A 22,557-nucleotide genomic window follows, 5' to 3' on the forward strand; every position below is an offset into this window, starting at 1 on the left:
TAATTAAATTTTGTTTAAAGTTGAAATTAAACGGCTATCGGTTTATTTTTCGAAGGTTTCATAATTAGTATTGAGTTGAATTTTGATTTTTTATCATTTTGTATTAAAAATGGGTTGGTTAATTTTTTTTTCTATTAATATCATGGATTTGGTAGTATTTTTATTTACCATGTCTGTGATGGTAATGTGGGGTAAAATTTTATTTTGTTTGAAAAAAATATCCATTGTGATGATTTTAGGTAATACTTTACTTCATCAACGTGATTTATGTATTTTGATTATCTTTCAGTTTGCCAAATTGACAAAAAGTTTAAGGATATGCAGTTCAAGGAATTTAGGACGATTTTTTACGAACTAGGATGTTCAGCCCTGGAATTTTATTACTTTTGCAGATAAATACCAAACTCATGAGTTTTAGCATTAATGGAAAATTACACAAGAAATTCGCAGTAGAAAGCAAAACAGCGACCTTTTCAACCCGTGAATTCGTCATTATGACGGAAGAACAATATCCACAATACATTAAGTTTCAATTGGTTCAGGACCGTACTGGGGTCATTGATCAATTTCAGGAAGGCCAACAAATTACCGTTCATTTTGATCTAAGAGGTCGCGAATGGCAAGAAAAATATTTTACCAATCTGCAAGCTTGGAAGGTGGAAGCTGGTTCGGCTGCTCCTACAGCTACAGCTGGAGAATCTGTGGTATCTGAAGGTAATACGCCAGATCCTTTTGCTACAAGTGGAGAATCCTTTGATGATTTACCATTTTAAAATGTGAAAGGTATCCACCTTTTTGTTTTCTTATGTTTTCTGAAACCATGTTTTAGTCAAGACCTATTATTTGTAAGATCTTTTTATTCAGATGATTTTAGTCATTGGGTTTTACAGGATTCCAATCATGTCGAGTTGGGATCCATTCAGTCTTTTCAATCTTTTAAGACAGTGCGGGATCATTGGAATATTCGCTTTGGAGAATCATCAGGTTCAGTGAAATTGCATTGGAAGGAGAATCCTAATGAATGGGACTACTTATTCAATCAGATCAGCTATTATGCGGCACCTGTGTGGCCTAAGCAATTTGATAAATGGCGGATAACAAATAACAGTGCCAATTATTCTTTGAGCTATACAGTGGATAATGAAGGTATCAATTGGTCATTGTACAATTCCAAAGAAGAAGTTATTGCATTTATGTACAATGAGTACAGTCGTGATTTAAGAGATTGGATCGTAGAATATGATGCCCAAAAAATAGATCCCGCATTATTATTATTTGGGGTGTTTTTAAGTTGTAAATATTCTACTAAAGAAAAATAATTCATTGGAACTATCGACCCCCTCCGGTAAGATTCTGATTATTTGGTATTTTGATAAATTCTAGTGATCCCGGTTTAACTCCAATAAAGAATGAAAAAGCTTTAGCAGAAGGATAGTATTGAAACTTCATAGTCCAGCAATGTAAGTCGCGTTCTAAACCAAAATCCGGATAGCTGAATCCTTTACGCAAGATATCATATCCAATCTGCCCTACATTAACTTTCCAGTTTTTAGTTAAAGGGATTGAACCATTGAGATTTATGGAATGTACACTTTGATATAAGGTATCTTTTCCGGAGTTTAGCCTTGTGTATAAGTATTGTAAATTATGTTGTATTGAAAAATTACTAAATACATCACCCAATGAAGGCAAATTCTCATCCTTGGGTTTTCCCTTTTTAAAAAATGCCATTAATTGTTGAATCGTAATGTTATTGTATATGCCAAGATTTGCAAATGAAATATAGGCTAATTTGCCCTGAGTTTTAATCGCATATTTGTCTTTTCGAACATCCTTTCCATTGATGATCTGATGTTCATACGGATCTAAACTGATTCCATATGTTATATTGGTATGACCTTTAAAGAAGGTATTTCTACCTGATCCTGAAATCAAAGAGAGTTTGAATGAATCAGCAAATACATTATACGAACCATTAAACCCAAGGCCTTCTATGATGGCTATTTTTTTTGCAGTGGAATCTTTTTTAGAATAGTATTTTAATTCGACTCTATTATTTAAACTAAAATTGATATTAAAATTTTCACCCGGGACTCCGGCACTACCAAAAGGACTATGTGTATAAATTAAGTAATCCAATGATTTATTGAAACTATCTCTGGAATCTGTATCTACTTGTTTGAAATAATTATAGGGACTTTTGTGATAATTTGGCGCAAAATTAAAATTAATTGCAGGCATAACTTGATGTCTGATTCCTCTAAACCATCCTTTCTTAGATAGTATCTGACCAAACAATTGTGTACTCAAGTTTGCATTAGCAGAAAAGGTTCGCAATGGATAAAATCCTTTGGTAATTTGGGTGTCAATTTTTCCATAGATTGTATCTATTCGGATTAATTTCATGGAATCATCCAGAATAGGATTGAATATGGAATCTGGATTAAAACTCAACTCCTGTGCCCGAAAAAACCATTCCTCATCATACCGAACACTTGGACTTAAGTTGAAATATTTTAATAATTTAAAAGATACATCGGAACTGAGACTATGCTTAACACCATATTGAAGTTTGTCTAAAATTTCTTTTTCAAATAATATGGAGTCAAAAGTTGTGACACTGTTTTTAAATGAAGTGTTATAATTCAATGTAATTTGTTCATACCATTTATCTGACCCACCGACCTTTCTTTTGTTTTTTAGTGGATTGATTTGTCTCATTCGGATATCCAATTGGGGAAGTGTGATATTGATGATTTTGGTTTGTAGATTTTGGGAATGATTCATCGAAGCTGTAAGTGACCATGGAGAATTTGGAAATGTTCTGGTATAATTTAAATTCGAAGTGAGAATATTATTTTGCTGATTATAAGCATCCCGAGTATTGGCACGATCATAACCGCTCGTTGTTATATGAATATTTCCGCCAAGGTTTTGATAGGGATGTGCATTTTGAGCTTGCCTATGATACCATGTTATGCTTATGGGACTTATAATATTGGTTTTATACGAATCATTTAATTCTTCCTTGAATCGACTGTATCCGATTTCGAAATTTCCGTCGTATTTATACTTTTTTTTGTAATTCGAATTGACTTTTATTCCAAAAGAACCTTTGAAGTAGATGTCAGATAGAATTGTCGCATCCAGATGATCATTGATGGGTAAATAGTAACCTATGTTTCTGATTCCAAAACCTTTTTTATCATCATAGTCATAATCTTTTGGGATGATAAGACCAGCCGATTTATTTTTGGAGATTGGAAAAAAACCAAAAGGTAACATCAGGGGTGGAAGTGGAACACCTTTAATTTTTACGATTGATGGTCCAATAATGATTAATTTATTTGGAATGATTTTTTGCTTATTACTATAAATACCAAAATGAGGTATCGGTTGATCGCAAGTTGTAAAAATGCCATTTTTGTTATAAATGATATCATCCCCTTCAGAATGTTCTGCTTGTTTTGAAATGAATTTTGTGGTATTTCCTAAAATGAATATATCATTTTCCTTAGTAACGATTTCAGTAATGATGCCTTTCTTGGTTTTGAAATTATAGCGAAGTTTTTGGGCATCAAAGGTTTGATCACCATCTTTGAATTTCGGGACGCCAATTTTATGACCAAATGTATCTATTCTGGGTTCAGCAGTAGCTATGCTGGAATTCATATCAATAACTATGTAGTCAGCCTTTAATTGGATTGTTGTGTAATTAATAAACGCTGTACCATACAAATAAATAAGTTTTTTATCATAATCAAACACAATACTGTCCTGTGCCCCATAATCTACGGGAATCTCAATGGAATCGGCGGACAAAACATAAAGCGAAAAACCTCGTAGGACCAATGAATCCTGGTGCAATGAATCCTGGTGTAATGAATCTAGAATAGTGGAATCCAAAAGACTAACTGATTTAGTGGTATCCTGAGCCACTAAATTAAGGCTCATTAACAAGCAGATGATCCAAAAAATGTTAAAAAATACTCTCAATGTCAAAAAATACTTATAAATATATATATAAATTAGTTTAATATGTTTATCTTTGTTTACAGAATAAGGCTAAAACATGAAAAACTACGAATTTCAAGCCAAAGTTGTATGCTATTGCTATGTCTTTTTGCTACTACCATACAGCCTTAGATCGGCTAATAACGACTCAAAAGTACAATTTATTGGTGGTCCAAAGATAGTTTTGGATGCTGGACATGGAGGACATGATTCAGGGGCCAAGGGGAGAATAGCTACTGAAAAGGATATCACGGTGTCTATATGTACTAAAATAGCTCAAATATTATTGGAATCCATGCCATCAACGGAAATTATTCAAACCCGAACCAAGGATGAATTTATTCCATTACATCGTCGTTCTGAAATAGCCAATGAGAATCTGGCGGATCTTTTTATTTCCGTTCATTGTAATGCTTCTACTAATATTAAAGCGCGTGGAACTGAAACCTACGTTATGGGTATTCACAAATTAAAGGAGAATTTATTGGTAGCCAAACGTGAAAATCAGTCTATACATTTTGAAGAGGATGCAACCAGATATGAACCCATGTTGGATACAGAAACACCTGAAGCTCATATATTATTGAGTCAATTTCAGAATCAATATTTGAGCCAAAGTCTTAGTCTAGCTTCATATTGTGAAGAACAATTTCGGCTGAATCATCCCGGAGGCAGTCGTGGTGTTAAACAGGCAGGTTTTTTAGTTTTACACCAAGCTAATATGCCTAGTATTTTAGTTGAAGTAGGGTATTTGAGTAATCCCACTGAGGAAATTTATTTGGCCTCAGAAGCCGGCCAAATTGAGATAGCTATGGAAATCAGCCAGGCTATAGTTAGGTATTTTGAAGAAAAACCATTAGCATTAAATATCAAAGGTGTCAATAAAATAAACAGAATTGCATCAGGCTATAGTATCAATTCACTAAATCAGGAATTGATCAATAAATCTACTTATCAAATCCAAATAGCGGCCTCTAAATCCTGTGCCATGGTGCAAGATCATCCGGCATGGCAATTCGTTCCTCAATATGATATCATACAAAAGGGTGAATTATATCAATATGTTACTGGTCATTTTGATGATAAAGCCGATGCGGCCATGGAATGTGAACGATTGAAACAAATAGGGTTTAGTGATGCTTTTATTATTAAATCGGCTCATTAGTATGAGTTATCTTGGAATATTCCGGCTTGACTTAAAAAATTAAAGTAATTTTGCACTCCAAATTGAGAAATCTTTGAAAATCGCAAGTGAAGTAAAAATCGGTATTCTAGCAGCTGTCACGCTGGCCGTACTAATCATAGGATATAAATATCTTAAGGGTAGCAATGTGTTCGATAAATCTAAAATATACTATACTACATTTAGTAACGTCCAAATGTTGGATGCCTCTGCACCAGTATTAACCCGGGGGATTAAGGTAGGTAGTGTAATAAAAGTGGCCCTGGATCCTAAGAATCCGGACCAGGTTATCGTAACTATGGATGTAAAGAGCGATATCAAATTACCTCAATCTGCTCGAGCTGTTTTAGTGTCAACAGGATTATTAGGTGGAAAGGCTATTGACTTGTGGTTTGATCATCACTGTACAGAAGATTGTATTCCGAATAGAGGTACTATCCCAAGTGAAGTTAAGAGTATGCTTAGCAATATGCTTCCTAAAGACGAACTTGAAGATTATGTTCAATTATTAGGGAAAAGCCTGGGAAATGTCTTTGATACATTATCAGGTCCTTATTCTCACTCACAGGTAGCGCACATTGTAAATAATTTGGATGCAACAATGCGACACCTTGAACAACTCTCTAATCAATTGAATACCTTGATTAGTTTGTCATCAAAAAACATCAACCAATCATTACAGAATATTGATCAACTGACGACAGCTTTAGCCAAAAATTCGAATTCAATTGGAGCTAGTTTAAACAATATCGAAGGTATTACTAAGCAACTTAAAGATGCTGACGCTGGTAAATTGGTTGGAAATGCTAATCAGGCTGTTGGAACGTTAAACACAACCATCGCTGAAGGAAAGAAAACCTTAGGAGAACTTAATAATGTCCTCAATCAGGTTCAAAATGGCAATGGTAGTCTAACCAAACTCATCAAAGATCCATCTCTTTATAATAATCTGGATCGCACTTCTAAAAACCTTGACCTATTATTGCAAGACCTCCGCTTAAATCCAAAGCGATACATTCATGTATCGGTATTTGGCGGTAAAGGGGAGAAGTATGAGAAGATTACAAATGATCCTGCCGATGCAGGGAAATAGGCTTTAATTATTAACCTGAATAACTATTTTAGGGCAAGATTATGAACCCATCCCCAACCTTTCCGCTGGAAAGGGAAGGGAGTGTATCAGTACTTCATTTCATATTTAGAACTAAAATTAGTTATAAAAGTATGCCTCTATTTTACCTTAATTTAATGGATGTAAACAAATTCAAATTAACGTGAACAGGTCCTCCCTTTCAAAGCTTGTCCAACTCAAAAAGGTGGAGGAGGATTTAGGTGGGTTCTAGGCTGTCATCCATGTACGAGACAGTTCACAATCTAACGAGTGACATTTAGTATTTCCATTATTTATAGTTAAGTCTGACCTCACTTCGGCCCATAACTGATGATACAATTCAGAATCACTGGAAGTACATTTAGAATAGAGATGAGAACTATTATAATTTAACGTGAACAAGTCCTCCCTTTCCAAGGGAGGATTTAGGTGGGTTATAAAATTTCATCTATGACCACAACCTATCTAACGATTTACATTTTCATTATTGAGACGTAGTCTGAACCTGCTGTTCGTCTCGTCATGGACGAGACTAAAGTTCACAATCTAACGAGTGACATTTAGAATTACATTATTGAGAAATAGGGCAAACCTGCTGTTCGTCTCGTCATGGACGAGACAGTTCACAATCTAACGAGTCACATTGGTCACTCGTTTTCAAGCGAATAGCTTGAAACGATTGTTCATATATAATATAATTATAATCTTTAAGTGGTGGTATTTATATATGTTATATATTTGAGTATTATTTATATATACTTTATTCTATGATTTTGGACAATTTTACTTCTTTTTGTAACTATTTTGCGAATACTGCATCACTTTTTTGCTTATGCGCTAGTAATCAAGGGAAATAATATGTAAATTTTTTACATATTTGTGGGAAAAAGTGGAGCAAAGTGGAAAGTTATCGTATTTTTGAGCCACAAACCAACAAGAAGCGCACAGAATGTACAAACTGAGTGGAGAATACGAGATCAAATTAGATGAAAAGAGCAGATTGAGACTGCCTTCATCACTCGTAAAACAACTCGAAAGTGGTTTGGACAAAAGCTTCATGTTAAATCGTGGTTTTGAAAAATGCTTAATCCTCTATCCCCAAAGTGTATGGGAAGAAAAATCTAAAGAGGTCAATCAGCTGAATCCTTATAATATTAAGAACAGAGAGTTCGCTCGCTTTTTCTTCCGCGGTGCTACTCAGGTTGATCCTGATTCATCATCTCGTATTGTTATTCCTAAATCATTATTAGAACATGCTGGAATAACGCAAGACATCATTTTATTGGCATACCATAATCAGGTAGAAATCTGGTCTAAAGATGCTTATCTCAAAATGATTCAGGAAGAGCCAGCTGATTTTGCAAAGCTCGCTGAAGAAGTGTTTAGACATAAAGATGTCTGAAACAGAATATAGTCACGAACCTGTCTTACTGCATCAGTCAGTAAACCATTTAATAACCAACAAGGATGGTGTTTATGCTGATGTAACCTTTGGTGGTGGAGGACATAGTCGATGCATTCTTGAATCATTGACTTCAAATGGTAAATTGTATGCTTTGGATCAGGATGAAGCAGCATTGAAAAATGCAAACCCAGATTCAAGACTCATTTTAATAAAATCAAATTTTAGGTATTTAAAGAAGTACCTAAGGTATTATGGAGAAACGAAAATCGATGGCATCTTGGCAGATCTTGGTGTTTCATCTTATCATTTTGATGCTTACGAAAGAGGCTTTTCATTTCATTCGGATGCACCACTTGATATGCGCATGAATCAAGACCAGGAAATCACTGCTGAAGACATCATTATGAATTCGAGTGAAGCTGAGTTAGCGAACATTTTTGGCAATTATGGTGAAGTAACCAATGCTAAAAAAATCGCAGCACAACTGGTTAAAGACCGCAAGCAAATTCGATTCACCAGATGTCAATTTTTTGCAGATTGGGCAGCTCCATTTATTTATGGTAAACGAAATAAATATTTAGCACAATTATTTCAAGCATTAAGGATTGCTGTAAATGAAGAATTGCAAAGTCTTCAGGAATTGTTAGAACAATCTTTAGATATTTTGAAGCCGGGTGGCCGATTGGTAGTGATCAGTTATCATTCTTTGGAAGATCGAATGGTGAAGCAATTCTTAAAGCAAGGAAAACTTGAAGAAGATCCGCACGATATGTTTGGGAAGCAAACAAAACAATTCAAACTAATCGTAAAAGATGCAATTGTGCCTGATGAACAAGAAATAAAAATAAACCCAAGGTCGCGTTCTGGTAAAATGCGTATTGGTGAACGAATATAAATATGGATTATAATAAACCGCCTAAAATAGATCGAAAGAAATACAGCAATGTAGGTACGATGATGATTTACAAAAATCTACCGTACATCTTTTTGATTTTTATTCTCGGTTTACTATACATTGCTAATAGTCATTATGCAGAAAAAAATATTCGCATAAATCAAGTTTTAAGCGAAGAAATAAAAGAATTGAAATGGGATTACTGGACATTGAAATCTGGAATTATGTTTAATAGTACAGAAGGACAAATTTCAAAAAAGGTATCCGAAAAAGAAATATATATCCGCGAACAAGCACCTAAAAAAATAGTGCGCGTGGAGAATTAAAATTATGGACCGGAAGAAGGAATTCTTAATTAGGGTGTATGTCGTTATGGCTGGGTTTATTCTTGTCGGAATAATACTAGCAAGCAAGGCATTTATCATCTCTAATATAGAAGGGGATAAGTGGCGTAAAATGGCAGATGAATTGTATTTTAAATTAATCTCCATTGAGGCCGAGCGAGGCAAAATTCTGGCAGATGATGGGAGTCCATTGGCGATTTCCCTACCGTTCTTTGAAATACGGATGGATACAAAAGCGAAAGGACTAACTAAAGAAGTCTTCAAAAAAAATGTGGACTCTTTAGCAATCTGTTTAGCTAACGACATTATGTTGGACCAAACTCCTGCAGAAATTAAGAATTGGTTAATCAAAGAAAGACAACGAGAAAATCGATACTTATTGATTGCTAGATCATTGGATTTCCAACAGTATGAATTACTCAAATCATTTCCTATTTTTAGAGGTGGTCAAAATAAAGGTGGACTGATCGTTATTAGAAAAGATCGACGTGAAAAACCATTTAAATTTTTAGCCAGTCGAACCATAGGATTGAACAGAGAGAACGCTCAATCGATCGGTTTGGAAAGTTCATTTGATTCCTTTCTTAAAGGTGTGGAAGGTCAATGTCTCATGAAAAAGGTTGGTGATAAAATTTATTTACCAGTAGATGATGTGAATCAAATTGAGGCAAAAAAAGGAAGTGATATAGTAACAACCATTAATGTAGGTATACAAGAAGTAGCTGAAGAAGCATTGGCAGAAGCCTTAACGAAACATAATGCAGATAAGGGTTGTGCAGTTGTCATGGAAGTAAAAACAGGCGCTATAAAGGCAATAGCGAATTTGGGTAAAAACCCGGCTGGTGAGTATGTGGAAGATTTTAATTATGCCGTAGGGCTTTCCACAGAACCAGGCTCTACCATGAAATTAGCATCAACGCTTGCATTATTAGATGATGGTCATGTCGATTTAAAAACACCAGTAGATATTAACGGTGGTTCATGTTACTTCTACAATAAAAAGATGAACGATTCCAAAATGCACGGCTACACGAATGTAGATCTTCAATTTGCGTTCGAACAGTCATCAAATGTTGGTATATCAAAATTAGCATGGAGTGTGTTTAGTTCTACTGAAGGACAAAAAAAGTTTGCCCAGTATTATGAAAAGTTTGGATTACTTAAGAAAACTGGAATCGCATTGGAAGGTGAACCTAAACCATTAATTAAAAATCCTGTAGCTTTTAAAGATAAATGGTATGGTACTACTCTGCCATGGATGAGCGTGGGCTATGAAATGTTATTGACACCATTGCAAATTCTTAATTTTTATAATGCAATTGCAAACGGTGGAAAAATGATGAAGCCATTAATTGTTTCTAGTGTAGTTGATGATGATAATGAAATATCTACTTACAGACCCAAAGTGTTAGTAGATTCAATAGCATCAGAATCTGCTTTGTTGCAAATTAATGCTTTATTAAAAGGTGTTTTGGAATCTGGTACTGCAAAGGCCATAAAGTCTGAGCAGTATTCGATTTCCGGAAAAACCGGAACAGCAGTAACGAATTATTTCGTAACTGGATTTGAGAAAAAGGATTACCAAGCTTCTTTTTGTGGTTTTTTTCCAAGTGAAAATCCTATTTATAGTTGCATTGTGGTAGTGTACAATCCAACTCAAGGTGGTTTTTATGGTGGTGAAGCAGCAGCTCCGGTTTTTAGAAAAATTGCAGATCGTTGTATGCGTGATATCAATCGGGTAGCTTATCAGGTGAATGAACAACCTAATCCGGTATTGGCAGTGAATGTTTTGCCTATAGGTAATCATGGCTTTGCAAAGGATTTTGAAAAACTGTTTTCATTTATTGGATTACCGTATCATAATCAACAAACAAGTTCTTGGGTCCGTACCATTTCAGATCATGATGGCGTCTACACTTTGCCACAACAAAAAGTGAAAGGCCAAATGCCGGATTTAACCGGTATGGGTTTGAGAGATGCTTTATTTATTATGGATGAATTCGGTATTGAGACAAGAATAAAAGGTGTGGGTAAAGTAGTTTGGCAAAGTGTACAGACTGGAACCTACGATCCAAGAATTACAAAAAGTATTGATTTATTATTAGAATAAAATCGTTCTTTGAAAAGCTTAATAGAATTATTAACGGGGCAAACAGATATCACTGTTTATGGAAATCAGGAAATATTAATTCTTGATATTCAGCAGGATTCACGTCTTGTAAAATCAGGATCATTGTTTGTTGCCCAAAAAGGATTGCTTTCTGATGGTCATTTGTTTATAGAGCAAGCCATTGAGAATGGAGCAGTCTGCATTTTATGTGAATCAGAACCGTCAAAGAAGATAGATGGAATTTGTTATGTAATGACTACAAGTATTAAAGGTATTTTACCCGACATACTCAATCATTATTTTGATTATCCTTCACAGAAATGTAAATTGGTCGGAATTACAGGAACCAATGGTAAAACAACAACAGCGACATTGTGCTACCATTTATTTGAATCATTGGGATACAAATCTGGTTTAATATCAACGGTTACTAATAGAATTCACGATAAAGAAATACCTTCTACACACACCACACCTGATATCATTTCATTATACAAATTGTTAAATGCCATGATTGAAGAACAATGCAGTCATGTGTTTATGGAAGTAAGTTCACACGCCATTGATCAGGGGCGTATTGGTGGTTTGTATTTTACGGGTGGCGTTTTTACAAATATTACTCATGATCATTTAGATTATCATAAAACATTTTCAAATTATATTAATACTAAAAAATTATTTTTTGATAAACTTGATAAAACAGCTTTTGCTTTAACTAACATTGATGATATACATGGTGAAGTCATGTTACAAAATACAAAAGCAATTAAATATACTTATGCCATACGTACTCTGGCAGATTATAAATTTAAAATTATTGAAAACAGCTTTATAGGCTTGCATTTAAAATACAATACTCATGAATGGTATTCGAGACTTATTGGAGAATTTAATGCATATAATTTATTAGCTGTATTGAGTATTGCATTACTTCTGGGCGAAGATGAATCGGATATTTTAGAAAAATTATCTATGCAAAAATCAGTCGCAGGTAGATTTGAATGGATTAGAAATGAGCAAAATGGTAAGGTGGGTATCGTCGATTATGCCCATACGCCGGATGCTGTAGAAAAAGTATTAGATAATATATTAGTGTTGCGCAAAAGCGAACAACAAATCATAACAGTTATAGGATGCGGCGGAAATCGCGATATAACAAAAAGACCAGAAATGGCAAGAATTGCAGTAAAGAAAAGTGACAAGGTGATATTGACTTCTGATAATCCAAGAGATGAAGATCCATTGTTAATCATTGCAGATATGGAAGCTGGAATTGATGAATCAATGAAATCAAAATATCTAATTATCGAAGATCGGGAACAAGCTATTAAAACAGCTTGCATGATAAGTAAACAAAATGATATTATTTTATTGGCTGGAAAAGGCCATGAATCTTATCAAGAAATCAAAGGAAAAAAGTATCCATTTGATGACAAAGAAAAGTTAAAAACATATTTGTTTAAGATATAAAAGAAAATAGAGTAGGTTCTATTATCATTCTCAGGTTGGTTTTAACAGATACAGCAGGACCCATTCAACCAACGGGCTTGAATCCCTGCTGTACTGTTAAATGTTTTCGTTTAACAAAAAAGGCATGTTATATTATTTATTTCAATTTACTGAAAAATTATTTCATCTTCCAGGCGGACGATTGTTTCAATACATATCGTTCCGAGCTGGACTTGCTGTAATTATTTCATTAATTATAACGATGTGGTTTGGAAATCGCATCATACGTTCTTTGAAAAGGCTGCAAATTGGCGAGACGGTTCGTGATTTAGGATTGTCTGGTCAAAAAGAAAAAGAGGGGACACCAACTATGGGTGGATTGATTATTATTCTTGGGATCATGGTGCCAAGTTTATTATTAACTAAGTTGGATAATGTATACATTCAAGTCATGTTATTCACAACATTATGGTTAGGAATAATTGGTTTCACAGATGATTACATCAAGGTATTTTTAAAAAACAAACAAGGCCTAAAGGCTATCTTTAAGATATTAGGTCAAGTAGTTTTAGGTATTGTAGTTGCTGTAGTGATGTTGTTTCATGAGAAAGTTGTTGTTCGAATGCCTAAAGCAGAAGCATTGAAATACCATTATACTATTGAGCAAGAAATTATTTCTTTTGACAATGTAAAAAATAAATCTATAGAATATGTCTATGTTAAGTCGTCATTGACCAATGTGCCTTTTCTTAAAGGTAATAGTTTTGATTATGCATGGTTGACTGCTTTTTTTGGAGATAATACAGGTTCATTTTTGTGGATATTATTTATTCCATTTGTAATTTTTATTGTAACCGCTGTTTCGAATGCTGCAAATTTGACAGATGGACTTGATGGATTAGCCACAGGTGTCTCTGCAATTATTGCAGCAACATTGGCGATATTGGCATACGTATCTGGTAATTCAATTATAGCAAATTATTTAAATATTTTTTATCTGCCATACACGGGAGAGCTGGTCATTTTTGCAGCTGCATTTTTAGGATCATGTGTTGGTTTTCTTTGGTACAACGCTTATCCTGCGAAAGTATTTATGGGTGATACGGGAAGCCTGACATTAGGAGGAATTATTGCTGTTTTAGCAATACTATTGAGAAAGGAATTATTAATTCCCGTATTGTGTGGTGTATTTATTATTGAAACCTTATCAGTAGTTATTCAGGTAAGCTATTTTAAGTATACCAAGGGAAAATTTGGTGAGGGCAAAAGAATTTTTCTGATGTCACCTTTACATCACCATTTTCAGAAAAAGGGAATGCATGAATCAACCATTGCTATGCGTTTTTGGATAGTGTCATTGATTTTAGCGGTTATTACTATCATTACTTTAAAAGTTAGATAAATTGATCATAATACTAGGAAGCGGTGAAAGTGGAATGGGTGCAGCAAAGCTGGCCAGGAAACATGGCTTGCCTGTTTTTGTAAGTGATATGGGACCAATATCAGCTGCTGCTAAACATGAATTAATAGAATTAGAAATAGACTTTGAAGAAAATGGGCATCAGATTATTTATGATATTATTCCAACGCTAATTATTAAGAGTCCCGGAATTCCGGATCATGCGGCGCCTGTGAAACATTTTAATCAAATTGGAGTTAAAATCGTTTCCGAAATTGAATTTGCTTTTAGATATTGTAATGGTAAAATTATAGGAATTACAGGTAGCAATGGTAAGACCACTACAACTAATTTGTGTTACCATATTTTAAATGCCAATGGATATGATGTCCAAAAAGTTGGAAATGTAGGTTATTCATTTGCAAGAAGTCTTTCAGAAAGAGATGCTGCATATTATGTCATTGAATTGAGTAGTTTTCAATTAGATGGTATTGAATTATTTAAACCAGATATTGCGATTCTTTTGAATATTACTCCTGATCATTTAGATCGGTACGGATATCAATTCGAACCTTATATTAAATCTAAGTTTCGTATTGCTATGAATCAAAGTAAGGATGATGTTTTTATTTATAATAGTCAAGATCCTGTTGTATTAAATTATTTAGTAGACCATCCGATTGAAAGTGAAAAAATAGCAGTTGACGTTTTATTAAATGAAAGCGATCAGATTATTGAACAGGATCAGGTTTTTTTAACGCTGGAGCATTCTAATTTAAAAGGCAAGCATAATGCATTAAATGTAGGTTGCTCAGGTCACGCCATGTTAGAATTGGGTTTAACCATTGATCAGATTCAAGAAGCTGTTAATAGTTTTAAAAACGATCCACATCGTTTGGAATGGGTTGATAAAATTAATGAGGTACATTTTATAAATGACAGTAAAGCAACTAATGTAGATGCTGTATATTATGCATTGGATGCAATGAAATCTAATGTAGTTTGGATCGCTGGTGGACAAGATAAGGGAAATGATTATGAGGTTTTGCAGCCTTTAGTAAAAACAAAAGTGAAAGCACTTATTTGTTTAGGAAAAGATAACAAGAAATTAATAGATACATTTGGACAAGAAGTCACAAGTGTTGATACACATGATATGAAACATGCTGTTAAGGAAGCATTTCATCATGCACAACCAGGAGATATTGTATTACTATCTCCGGCATGTGCAAGTTTTGATTTGTTTACAAATTATATGCATAGGGGTGATTTATTTAAAAGTGAAGTAGCGCAATTAAAATTAAGTATAAACTAATGATAACTGATTTTGCACATATAAAAGAAGGAATAAAAGGTGATAGGTTCTTATGGACCATCATCATCTTATTGTCTTTATGTTCCTTATTGGCTGTGTATAGTGCTTCTATTTCATTGACAAAATACAATTCTGATAATACTTTGTTTTTTTTATTTAAGCATGTTCCATTTATTTTAGGTGGTTTGGTATTAGCTTGGATAGTAAGTCAAGTTCAATATTCAGAATTTAGCCGTTTGGCACCTGTTTTATTGATCATTGCAGTTATACTATTGGTGTGGGCAATGTTTTTTGGTGTTAATGTGAATCAGGCAAAACGCTGGATTCAAGTTCCATTTTTGGATATAACGTTTCAGGTTTCTGATTTTGCCAAAATTGCATTGATATGTTATGTTGCAAGGTCTATTTCAGCAAAACAGGATTATATCAAAAGTTTTAAAACTGCTTTTGTTCCGATTATGTTACCTGTGTTAGTTGTTTGTGGCTTGATAGCACCATCTAATTTTTCGACTTCAGCATTACTTTTTGTATGTTGTATTATGATGTTATTTGTGGGCCGTGTTTCCATAAAGTATATTTTAATATTGGGTTTATTTGGAATTCTGATGTTTGCTTTTTTAATTTTTATTGGACAATTTTTACCCGACTCGATAAGAGTTAGTACTTGGATATCCAGGATAAATGAATTTATTTATGTTGAAGAAGGAGGGTATCAAGTTCAACAAGCTAAGATTGCAATTGCTAGAGGTGGATTATTTGGACAGGGACCAGGAAATAGTATGTTAAGAAATTTTATTCCATATTCTTATGCAGATTTTATTTATGCCATCATTTGTGAAGAATGGGGAATCTTATTGGGAGGCATTGGATTGATCGTTATTTATTTAATGTTATTAGGTCATTGTGTAAGTGTGGTTACAAAAACACCAAAAGCATTTGGTGCTATGTTAACCATTGGTATTGGATTTAATATTGTAATGCAAGCTTTTGCTAATATGGGAGTATCATTAGGTGTTGTTCCAGTAACTGGATTAACACTTCCATTTGTCAGTATGGGAGGGACTTCATTATTATTCACAAGCATTGCATTTGGAATGATTATCAGTGTAAGTAAAAATATAAATGCCTTGAAGTTGGAACCAGATACTCATGTGGATTTGGATCAAAATGTTTCATCTAATGAAGGTATTGATTAGTGGCGGCGGAACAGGTGGGCATGTTTTTCCTGCCATAGCCATTGCGGATGCTTTTAAAGAATTGCATCCTGATGCAGATATATTATTTGTAGGAGCACAGGGTAAGATGGAAATGAAGGAAGTACCGAAAGCCGGGTACAAAATTATTGGATTAGATATAGGTGGATTTCAAAGGAAATTTACCATGCATAATGTAACACTAGTTTATAGATTGATAAAATCTTTGTTACAAGCAAATCGAATATTGAAATCATTTAAACCAGATGTGGTAGTTGGAGTAGGAGGGTATGCAAGTGGTCCGATATTGAGAATGTCAGCTTGGAATGATATACCTTTTGTGATTCAAGAACAAAATTCTTATGCCGGAGTTACCAATAAAATTATGGCATCAAAGGCTAGTCGCATATGTGTGGCTTTTGAACAAATGGATCGCTTTTTTGAAAAGAGTAAATTGGTAAACACTGGAAATCCGGTTAGACGAGAATTTATTGTTCCTGTAAATCGGCTAGATGCATTTCAATATTATGGATTAGATCCAAACAAAAAAACGATTTGTGTATTTGGAGGAAGTCTTGGAGCACGAACTTTAAATGAAGTTATTGCGGAGCAATATGAAATGTTAAAGCATCGTGATGATCTTCAAATTTTGTGGCAGGTAGGTCGACAATTTATTGATGAGTTTGCATTAACTCCAATAGCGCAACTAAAGAATGTTAAAATGCTTGCATTCATTGATCGTATGAATTTAGCTTATGCAATAGCTGATGTTGCAATAGCTAGAGCAGGTGCATTAACCATTTCTGAATTGGCAGCGACTCATACCGTTGCTGTACTGGTGCCTTCGCCAAATGTTGCAGAAGACCATCAGCGGAAGAATGCTGAGTCCATGATTAGTCAGGGTGCTGCAAGAATGGTTTTGGATAAGGATGCAAAACAGGGTTTGTGGAAAGAAGTGATGTCACTATTGGATGATCAACTTTCACAAGAGAAAATAAAAAGTGCTTTAAAGCATTTGGCAAAACCAGAAGCGGCTAAAGAAATTGCTAAGTGTATTGATCAATTGGTGGAGAAAAATTAAGTGATGTTGGATCAATTGAAGAAAATATATTTTTTGGGTATAGGTGGAATTGGAATGAGTGCATTAGCACGTTTTTTTAATAAACGAGGTATTTTTATTTATGGATATGATAAGACAGAAACAATACTAACTAAACAATTGATTTTAGAAGGAATGCAGATACATTATACAGATGACATGACATTGATTCCAACAGATATAGATCTGGTGGTCATGACTCCTGCTATTCCAAAATCAATGAACATATATAAACATTTTATTAAGTTGGGTACACCTGTCAAAAAGCGTTCTCAAGTATTAGGAGAAATAACATCGGTCGTAAAAAATATTGCAGTTGCAGGAACCCATGGTAAAACAACGACAAGTTCTATATTAGCACATGTATTAATTGACTCCAAAATGCCAGTTACGGCATTCCTTGGAGGAATTACAAAAAATTATAATAGTAATTACATTGATGTCGGTAACGATTGGATGATTGAAGAAGCTGATGAGTATGATCGATCTTTTTTACAATTATATCCGAACATTGCCATCATTGGATCTTTAGATGCAGATCATTTAGATATATATGGAAGTCGGGAAAACATGGTAGAAAGCTATGTCGAATTTGCAAGTCAGATACAGGAAGGGGGTTTGCTGTTAATGAGTGATCATATTCAAGTTTCCGATCTAGAATTATTTAAATCCAAACTTAATCCATCTGTTCAATTACTTACGTATGGATTTAAATTGGGCTCGGTTTCTTGTGTCATTTCAAATAATGATAACGGTTGGATAAATTTTGATTACCAAGATGATTTGGGAAATCATTTTAAACAATTGAAATTAAGAATGCCCGGCAATCACAATATTCAAAATGCAACAGCAGCAATTCGTGTAGCAGTAGCATTAGGTTTAAAAGAACAGCAAATCAGAACCGCTTTAAATTCTTTTCTGGGAATTCAAAGAAGATTTGAATGGAAATTTGAAGGGCAACATCAGGTGTTGATCGATGATTATGCACATCATCCGGAAGAATTAAAAGCAGCCATTGAGGGAGTACGATCTTGTTATCCATCTCGTCATATTACCGGAATTTTCCAACCCCATTTATATTCGCGAACCAAAGATTTTGCTCAAGAATTTGCTCATGTTTTGGATCAATTGGATCGCATTATTTTAGTTGAATTATATCCCGCAAGAGAAGAACCGATTGAAGATATAAGTTCCGCTACTATCTTTGATAAATGTATCAATCCAAATAAATTCATGATCCAAAAAATAAATTTGGTAGATGAATTAAAAAAAATGGAATTGGATGTATTAATAACCTTAGGGGCAGGTGATTTAGATACATTGATTCCAGACCTAATCAAAATCCTAAAGTAAGATGAATGCACGAGTTAAAATAGGATTGGTTATAGGACTTCATATCATGTCATTATTGATTATTGGGTTAATATGGATGAATGGTATTCGGGAACAAAGGGTTTTGAAATCGAAAGTTTTAAAAATTCAAATCATTAAACCGTCGGTAGAAAATCAATTGATTTCCGAACAAGATATTAAGGAATTAATTTCTGTTTTTTATAAAAAAGATTGGCGAAAAATGCCGGTGTTTGCATTACGCGCCACAGAGTTGGAACATTTTCTTGAAATGCAACCAACGGTACATCATGCTGAAGTATATATCGATGCAATGGAAAATCTTCATGTAGATATGTATCAACGGGATCCATTGTTGAGGATCGTTGAGGCCCAGGGAGCTCAATATTATATTGATGTGGAAGGTCGAAAAATTCCCAATTCAAATAGATATTCTGCAAGAGTTCCTGTTGTAACCGGAATTCAAAATCCAATGCAGGGAATAGACATTGCAGAGAAAGCCAATTTTGCATATCGTGCTGTTTTTAATATTGGTACTGAAATAAATGCAGATCCATTTATAAAATCTTTGATTGAACAAATTGATGTGTTGCCAAATGCAGAATTTGTTTTGGTCCCAAAAATTGGTAATGAAAAGATATTGGTTGGAGGAAATGAAAATATTTCTGAAAAATTAAATAAACTAAAGTTTTTTTATCAGGAAGGATTGCGATACGAAGGATGGAATGTTTATCAAACTATAGACTTAAAAAATAAAGATCAAGTCGTCTGTCGCAAAAACCAAACTGAATCATAATTGTTAAAATAGCTAAAATTCGTTCTTATGGAAAATCAAATTCATCAAAATTCAGACATCGTAGTTTCATTGGATATTGGAACCACCAAAGTGAGTGTTGTTGTCGGAAGAAAGAACATTCTCAATAAGATTGAAATTCTTGGATTTGGTAAAGTCAATTCTGAAGGTGTCATTCGTGGTGTGGTATCCAATATTGATAAAACAGTTAAAGCAATTAGTGATGCTATTGATCTTGCAGAAAAAATGAGTAAGCAAGAAATTCAAAAAGTTTATGTTGGTATCGCGGGTCAACATATTAAAAGTATCCAACATCAGGGTGTTTTATATCGCAATAATCCACAGGAAGAGATCAACCAAGAAGATGTGGATAAACTGATTCAAGATATGTATAAAATTGCATTACCACCCGGTGACCAAATTCTACATGTAATACCACAAGAATTCACTGTAGATGATGAAGAAGGAATTATTGATCCAATTGGTATGTCTGGGTCAAGATTACAATCAAATTTTCACATCATTACCGGAAATACTTCAGCTGCGAATAATATATTGAGATGTATTGAAAAGGCGGGATTGACAAGTGAAAAAATGACATTAGAACCCTTGGCTTCTGCGGAATCTGTATTGTCTAAAGAAGAAAAAGAAGCTGGTGTTGTTATGGTTGATATTGGTGGTGGTACTACGGATGTTACTATTTATAATGAAGGAATCATTCGGTACACTTCTGTAATTCCTATAGGCAGTAACATGATAACAAAAGATATCAAGGCGGGATGTTCGGTAACTTTAGAGCAAGCAGAGAAATTAAAAGTGAGATTTGGATCCGCGTTATCTGAAGAAATTGTTGATAATCGAATCATAACCATTCCTGGACTAATGGGACGAGAGCCTAAAGAAATTTCTGAAAAGAATCTTGCAAGAATCATTCAAGCCCGAGTGGAAGAAATATTTGATTACGTGATGTGGGATATTCACCGAAGTGGATTTGAAAAAAAATTAGTAGCTGGGATTGTTTTGACTGGTGGTGGATCATTATTAAAAAATATTGATCTATTAACAGAGTATCAAACAGGTTTAGCCGCTAGAATTGGATATCCTACAGAACATTTGTCTTCACATTATATGGATGAAGTTTCGAATCCAATGTTCGCAACGAGTATTGGATTATTATATGAAGGTTTAAGAAATATTAAGCCTAAGATTGCAGCTCCAAAATTTAACAAACTTGATGTGTTCAATCTTGATGAATCCATGGAAGAACCTGTAGTGGAAGATGAAAAAGTATATGCAAAAAAGGAAAATTGGTTTGGCAGAACGATCAATAAAGGATATACCTCTGTAAGAGAATTTTTTGAAGCAAGTCCAGATTCAGAATTTTAAAAAAAATTTAGTTATATATAAAAATATTTCATAATTTATTTTTATTTATAATATATAAATGCATATCTTTACGTCACAAACAAATATAAATAATAATTATATGAGTCAACCGTCCATAATAAAAGTCATCGGAGTAGGCGGCGGGGGTACTAACGCTGTAACCCAGATGTTTAATCTTGGGATAAGAGGCGTTGATTTTGCCGTTTGTAATACAGATCAACAAAGTCTTGATATTAGTTCAGTGCCAAATAAAATTCAACTAGGTCCATTATTAACTGTTGGAAGAGGAGCTGGAAATAATCCTGAAGTTGGTCGACAGGCTTGCATTGAGTCCATCGAAGAATTGAGGAGATTTCTTGAGCCGGACACTAAAATGTTGTTTATTACTGCAGGAATGGGTGGTGGAACCGGAACAGGTGCTGCCCCAATCATAGCAAAAGTAGCTCGAGAATTAGAAATATTAACTGTTGGAATTGTGACTTTGCCATTTCAATTTGAAGGTCCAAGAAGAGGTCGATTAGCTTTTGAAGGATTGGAACAATTGAAACAAAATGTAGACTCATTAATTGTTGTTTCTAATAATAAGTTACGTGAGATGTATGGCAATCTTTCAATGTCCACAGCATTTTCTAACGCTGATAATATTTTAGCCACTGCAGCTAAAGGAATAGCTGAAATTATTACAGTTCCGGGTTATATCAACGTGGATTTTGAAGATGTGAATTTTGTTATGAAGGATAGCGGTGTAGCTATTATGGGGAGTGCAATAGCTTCCGGAGAAGACAGAGCTCGCAAAGTCATTGAAAGTGCTTTAAATTCTCCTTTGTTAGAAGATAATGATATTCGTGGTGCAAAACATATTTTATTAAATATAACTACTGGAAGAGAACCGGAAATTACCATGGATGAAGTTGGTGAAATTACGGAGTACATTCAGCAAGAAGCAGGATTCGATACTGACCTCATATGGGGTTCATGTGTCGATGAATCATTAATGGATAATATTAGTGTTACACTTATTGCAACAGGATTTGGACAGGGTTATAAAAAACGTGTAGCGGATGATGTTACATCAAACAAGATTGTTTTGAATTTGAATGATGATGATCAACCTCAAGTCACAACTTCTGTTGCTGAAGTAGTATCTAATGCTACAACTATTGAATTTGAAAATGATTTTTCAAGCTCACCCAAATCATCTGCGCCGGTTATGCAGAATACATTGAGTTTTTATGATACGGACTTTACTCAAAAGAAAGAAGAGCGTCGAAATTCAGATTTGGGTTCATTGAGTATTGCCAAACCCGCAGTCGTAAGTAAACCACTTACAGAAGGAAAAAATTTAGCTGATGCAGAAAATACACCTGCCTATGAACGAAAAAATATTCGTTTAGATCGTATCAATGGATCAGCAGAAACTAATATTTCACGTACTCGTATTTTTATGGATGAAGAGAACAAATTGGAAATCCGCGCTGAGAATTCATTTCTCCACGATAACGTTGATTAAA

Annotated in this window: 18 protein-coding genes; 17 read left to right on the top strand and 1 reads right to left on the bottom strand. The window is 34.2% G+C overall.

Annotated features, from left to right (window positions below):
- The first annotated feature begins 407 nt into the window (after nucleotides 1–407).
- A complete protein-coding gene (locus IPK88_11645) occupies nucleotides 408–773 on the top strand; it encodes a DUF3127 domain-containing protein (GenBank protein ID MBK8244069.1) in 366 nt (121 codons plus the stop codon).
- Nucleotides 774–776: 3 nt separating this feature from the next.
- A complete protein-coding gene (locus tag IPK88_11650; protein MBK8244070.1) occupies nucleotides 777–1,319 on the top strand; it encodes a hypothetical protein in 543 nt (180 codons plus the stop codon).
- 10 nt (nucleotides 1,320–1,329) lie between these two features.
- Here IPK88_11650 and IPK88_11655 read toward each other — a convergent pair whose 3' ends face one another.
- Entirely contained in the window at nucleotides 1,330–3,954 is a 2,625-nt protein-coding gene (locus IPK88_11655; protein MBK8244071.1) for an LPS-assembly protein LptD, read from the bottom strand.
- 118 nt (nucleotides 3,955–4,072) lie between these two features.
- Here IPK88_11655 and IPK88_11660 point away from each other — a divergent pair, with 118 nt between their 5' ends.
- The 15 genes from IPK88_11660 (at nucleotide 4,073) to ftsZ (ending at nucleotide 22,556) form a co-directional block, all read left to right on the top strand.
- Nucleotides 4,073–5,179 (top strand): N-acetylmuramoyl-L-alanine amidase, encoded by a 1,107-nt coding sequence (locus IPK88_11660; GenBank protein MBK8244072.1) that lies wholly within the window; start codon nucleotides 4,073–4,075, stop codon nucleotides 5,177–5,179.
- A gap of 73 nt (nucleotides 5,180–5,252) precedes the next feature.
- Nucleotides 5,253–6,290, top strand: a complete 1,038-nt coding sequence (locus tag IPK88_11665) for an MCE family protein (GenBank protein MBK8244073.1) — start codon at nucleotides 5,253–5,255, stop codon at nucleotides 6,288–6,290.
- A gap of 967 nt (nucleotides 6,291–7,257) precedes the next feature.
- Nucleotides 7,258–7,710, top strand: a complete 453-nt coding sequence (gene mraZ, locus IPK88_11670; GenBank protein MBK8244074.1) for a division/cell wall cluster transcriptional repressor MraZ — start codon at nucleotides 7,258–7,260, stop codon at nucleotides 7,708–7,710.
- On the top strand, nucleotides 7,703–8,608 hold the full coding sequence (rsmH, locus tag IPK88_11675) for a 16S rRNA (cytosine(1402)-N(4))-methyltransferase RsmH (protein ID MBK8244075.1): 906 nt from the start codon (nucleotides 7,703–7,705) through the stop codon (nucleotides 8,606–8,608). Before mraZ ends, rsmH begins: the two co-directional genes overlap by 8 nt.
- A 2-nt stretch (nucleotides 8,609–8,610) precedes the next feature.
- The gene (locus tag IPK88_11680; GenBank protein ID MBK8244076.1) at nucleotides 8,611–8,934 is read left to right on the top strand and encodes a hypothetical protein; all 324 of its coding nucleotides are present in this window, start codon (nucleotides 8,611–8,613) and stop codon (nucleotides 8,932–8,934) included.
- Between the two features lie 4 nt (nucleotides 8,935–8,938).
- Nucleotides 8,939–11,062 carry a transpeptidase family protein gene (locus IPK88_11685; GenBank protein ID MBK8244077.1) on the top strand — a complete coding sequence of 708 codons (2,124 nt, stop codon included), beginning with the start codon at nucleotides 8,939–8,941 and terminating at the stop codon, nucleotides 11,060–11,062.
- Nucleotides 11,063–11,071: 9 nt separating this feature from the next.
- Entirely contained in the window at nucleotides 11,072–12,532 is a 1,461-nt protein-coding gene (locus IPK88_11690; GenBank protein MBK8244078.1) for a UDP-N-acetylmuramoyl-L-alanyl-D-glutamate--2,6-diaminopimelate ligase, read from the top strand.
- A 124-nt stretch (nucleotides 12,533–12,656) separates the two neighbouring features.
- Nucleotides 12,657–13,913 (top strand): phospho-N-acetylmuramoyl-pentapeptide-transferase, encoded by a 1,257-nt coding sequence (locus IPK88_11695; protein ID MBK8244079.1) that lies wholly within the window; start codon nucleotides 12,657–12,659, stop codon nucleotides 13,911–13,913.
- Between the two features lie 34 nt (nucleotides 13,914–13,947).
- Nucleotides 13,948–15,225, top strand: coding sequence for a UDP-N-acetylmuramoyl-L-alanine--D-glutamate ligase (gene murD, locus IPK88_11700; protein ID MBK8244080.1), 1,278 nt, complete (start codon nucleotides 13,948–13,950; stop codon nucleotides 15,223–15,225).
- The gene (locus tag IPK88_11705; GenBank protein ID MBK8244081.1) at nucleotides 15,225–16,421 is read left to right on the top strand and encodes an FtsW/RodA/SpoVE family cell cycle protein; all 1,197 of its coding nucleotides are present in this window, start codon (nucleotides 15,225–15,227) and stop codon (nucleotides 16,419–16,421) included. The genes murD and IPK88_11705 overlap by 1 nt, the downstream gene beginning before the upstream one ends.
- Nucleotides 16,393–17,499, top strand: a complete 1,107-nt coding sequence (gene murG, locus IPK88_11710) for an undecaprenyldiphospho-muramoylpentapeptide beta-N-acetylglucosaminyltransferase (GenBank protein ID MBK8244082.1) — start codon at nucleotides 16,393–16,395, stop codon at nucleotides 17,497–17,499. Before IPK88_11705 ends, murG begins: the two co-directional genes overlap by 29 nt.
- On the top strand, nucleotides 17,500–18,870 hold the full coding sequence (locus tag IPK88_11715; protein ID MBK8244083.1) for a UDP-N-acetylmuramate--L-alanine ligase: 1,371 nt from the start codon (nucleotides 17,500–17,502) through the stop codon (nucleotides 18,868–18,870).
- A gap of 1 nt (nucleotide 18,871) precedes the next feature.
- Nucleotides 18,872–19,663, top strand: a complete 792-nt coding sequence (locus tag IPK88_11720; protein ID MBK8244084.1) for a hypothetical protein — start codon at nucleotides 18,872–18,874, stop codon at nucleotides 19,661–19,663.
- 27 nt (nucleotides 19,664–19,690) lie between these two features.
- Nucleotides 19,691–21,046, top strand: coding sequence for a cell division protein FtsA (ftsA, locus tag IPK88_11725; protein MBK8244085.1), 1,356 nt, complete (start codon nucleotides 19,691–19,693; stop codon nucleotides 21,044–21,046).
- A 100-nt stretch (nucleotides 21,047–21,146) separates the two neighbouring features.
- Nucleotides 21,147–22,556, top strand: a complete 1,410-nt coding sequence (ftsZ, locus tag IPK88_11730; protein MBK8244086.1) for a cell division protein FtsZ — start codon at nucleotides 21,147–21,149, stop codon at nucleotides 22,554–22,556.
- Nucleotide 22,557: the final 1 nt, after the last annotated feature.

It is taken from the genome of Candidatus Defluviibacterium haderslevense (assembly GCA_016712225.1).
In the GTDB taxonomy this organism is placed as follows: Bacteria; Bacteroidota; Bacteroidia; order Chitinophagales; family Saprospiraceae; genus Vicinibacter; species Vicinibacter haderslevensis.

What these genes read in the sequence shown, in the direction of transcription:
- IPK88_11660 (MBK8244072.1), top strand. Translation starts at nt 4,073, where the DNA reads ATGAAAAACTACGAATTTCAAGCCAAAGTTGTATGCTATTGCTATGTC.
- ftsZ (MBK8244086.1), top strand. Translation starts at nt 21,147, where the DNA reads ATGAGTCAACCGTCCATAATAAAAGTCATCGGAGTAGGCGGCGGGGGT.
- IPK88_11695 (MBK8244079.1), top strand. Translation starts at nt 12,657, where the DNA reads ATGTTATATTATTTATTTCAATTTACTGAAAAATTATTTCATCTTCCA.
- murD (MBK8244080.1), top strand. Translation starts at nt 13,948, where the DNA reads ATGGGTGCAGCAAAGCTGGCCAGGAAACATGGCTTGCCTGTTTTTGTA.
- IPK88_11685 (MBK8244077.1), top strand. Translation starts at nt 8,939, where the DNA reads ATGGACCGGAAGAAGGAATTCTTAATTAGGGTGTATGTCGTTATGGCT.
- IPK88_11655 (MBK8244071.1), bottom strand. Translation starts at nt 3,954, where the DNA reads ATGAGCCTTAATTTAGTGGCTCAGGATACCACTAAATCAGTTAGTCTT.
- mraZ (MBK8244074.1), top strand. Translation starts at nt 7,258, where the DNA reads ATGTACAAACTGAGTGGAGAATACGAGATCAAATTAGATGAAAAGAGC.
- IPK88_11720 (MBK8244084.1), top strand. Translation starts at nt 18,872, where the DNA reads ATGAATGCACGAGTTAAAATAGGATTGGTTATAGGACTTCATATCATG.
- IPK88_11705 (MBK8244081.1), top strand. Translation starts at nt 15,225, where the DNA reads ATGATAACTGATTTTGCACATATAAAAGAAGGAATAAAAGGTGATAGG.
- rsmH (MBK8244075.1), top strand. Translation starts at nt 7,703, where the DNA reads ATGTCTGAAACAGAATATAGTCACGAACCTGTCTTACTGCATCAGTCA.
- murG (MBK8244082.1), top strand. Translation starts at nt 16,393, where the DNA reads ATGTTTCATCTAATGAAGGTATTGATTAGTGGCGGCGGAACAGGTGGG.
- IPK88_11645 (MBK8244069.1), top strand. Translation starts at nt 408, where the DNA reads ATGAGTTTTAGCATTAATGGAAAATTACACAAGAAATTCGCAGTAGAA.
- IPK88_11680 (MBK8244076.1), top strand. Translation starts at nt 8,611, where the DNA reads ATGGATTATAATAAACCGCCTAAAATAGATCGAAAGAAATACAGCAAT.
- ftsA (MBK8244085.1), top strand. Translation starts at nt 19,691, where the DNA reads ATGGAAAATCAAATTCATCAAAATTCAGACATCGTAGTTTCATTGGAT.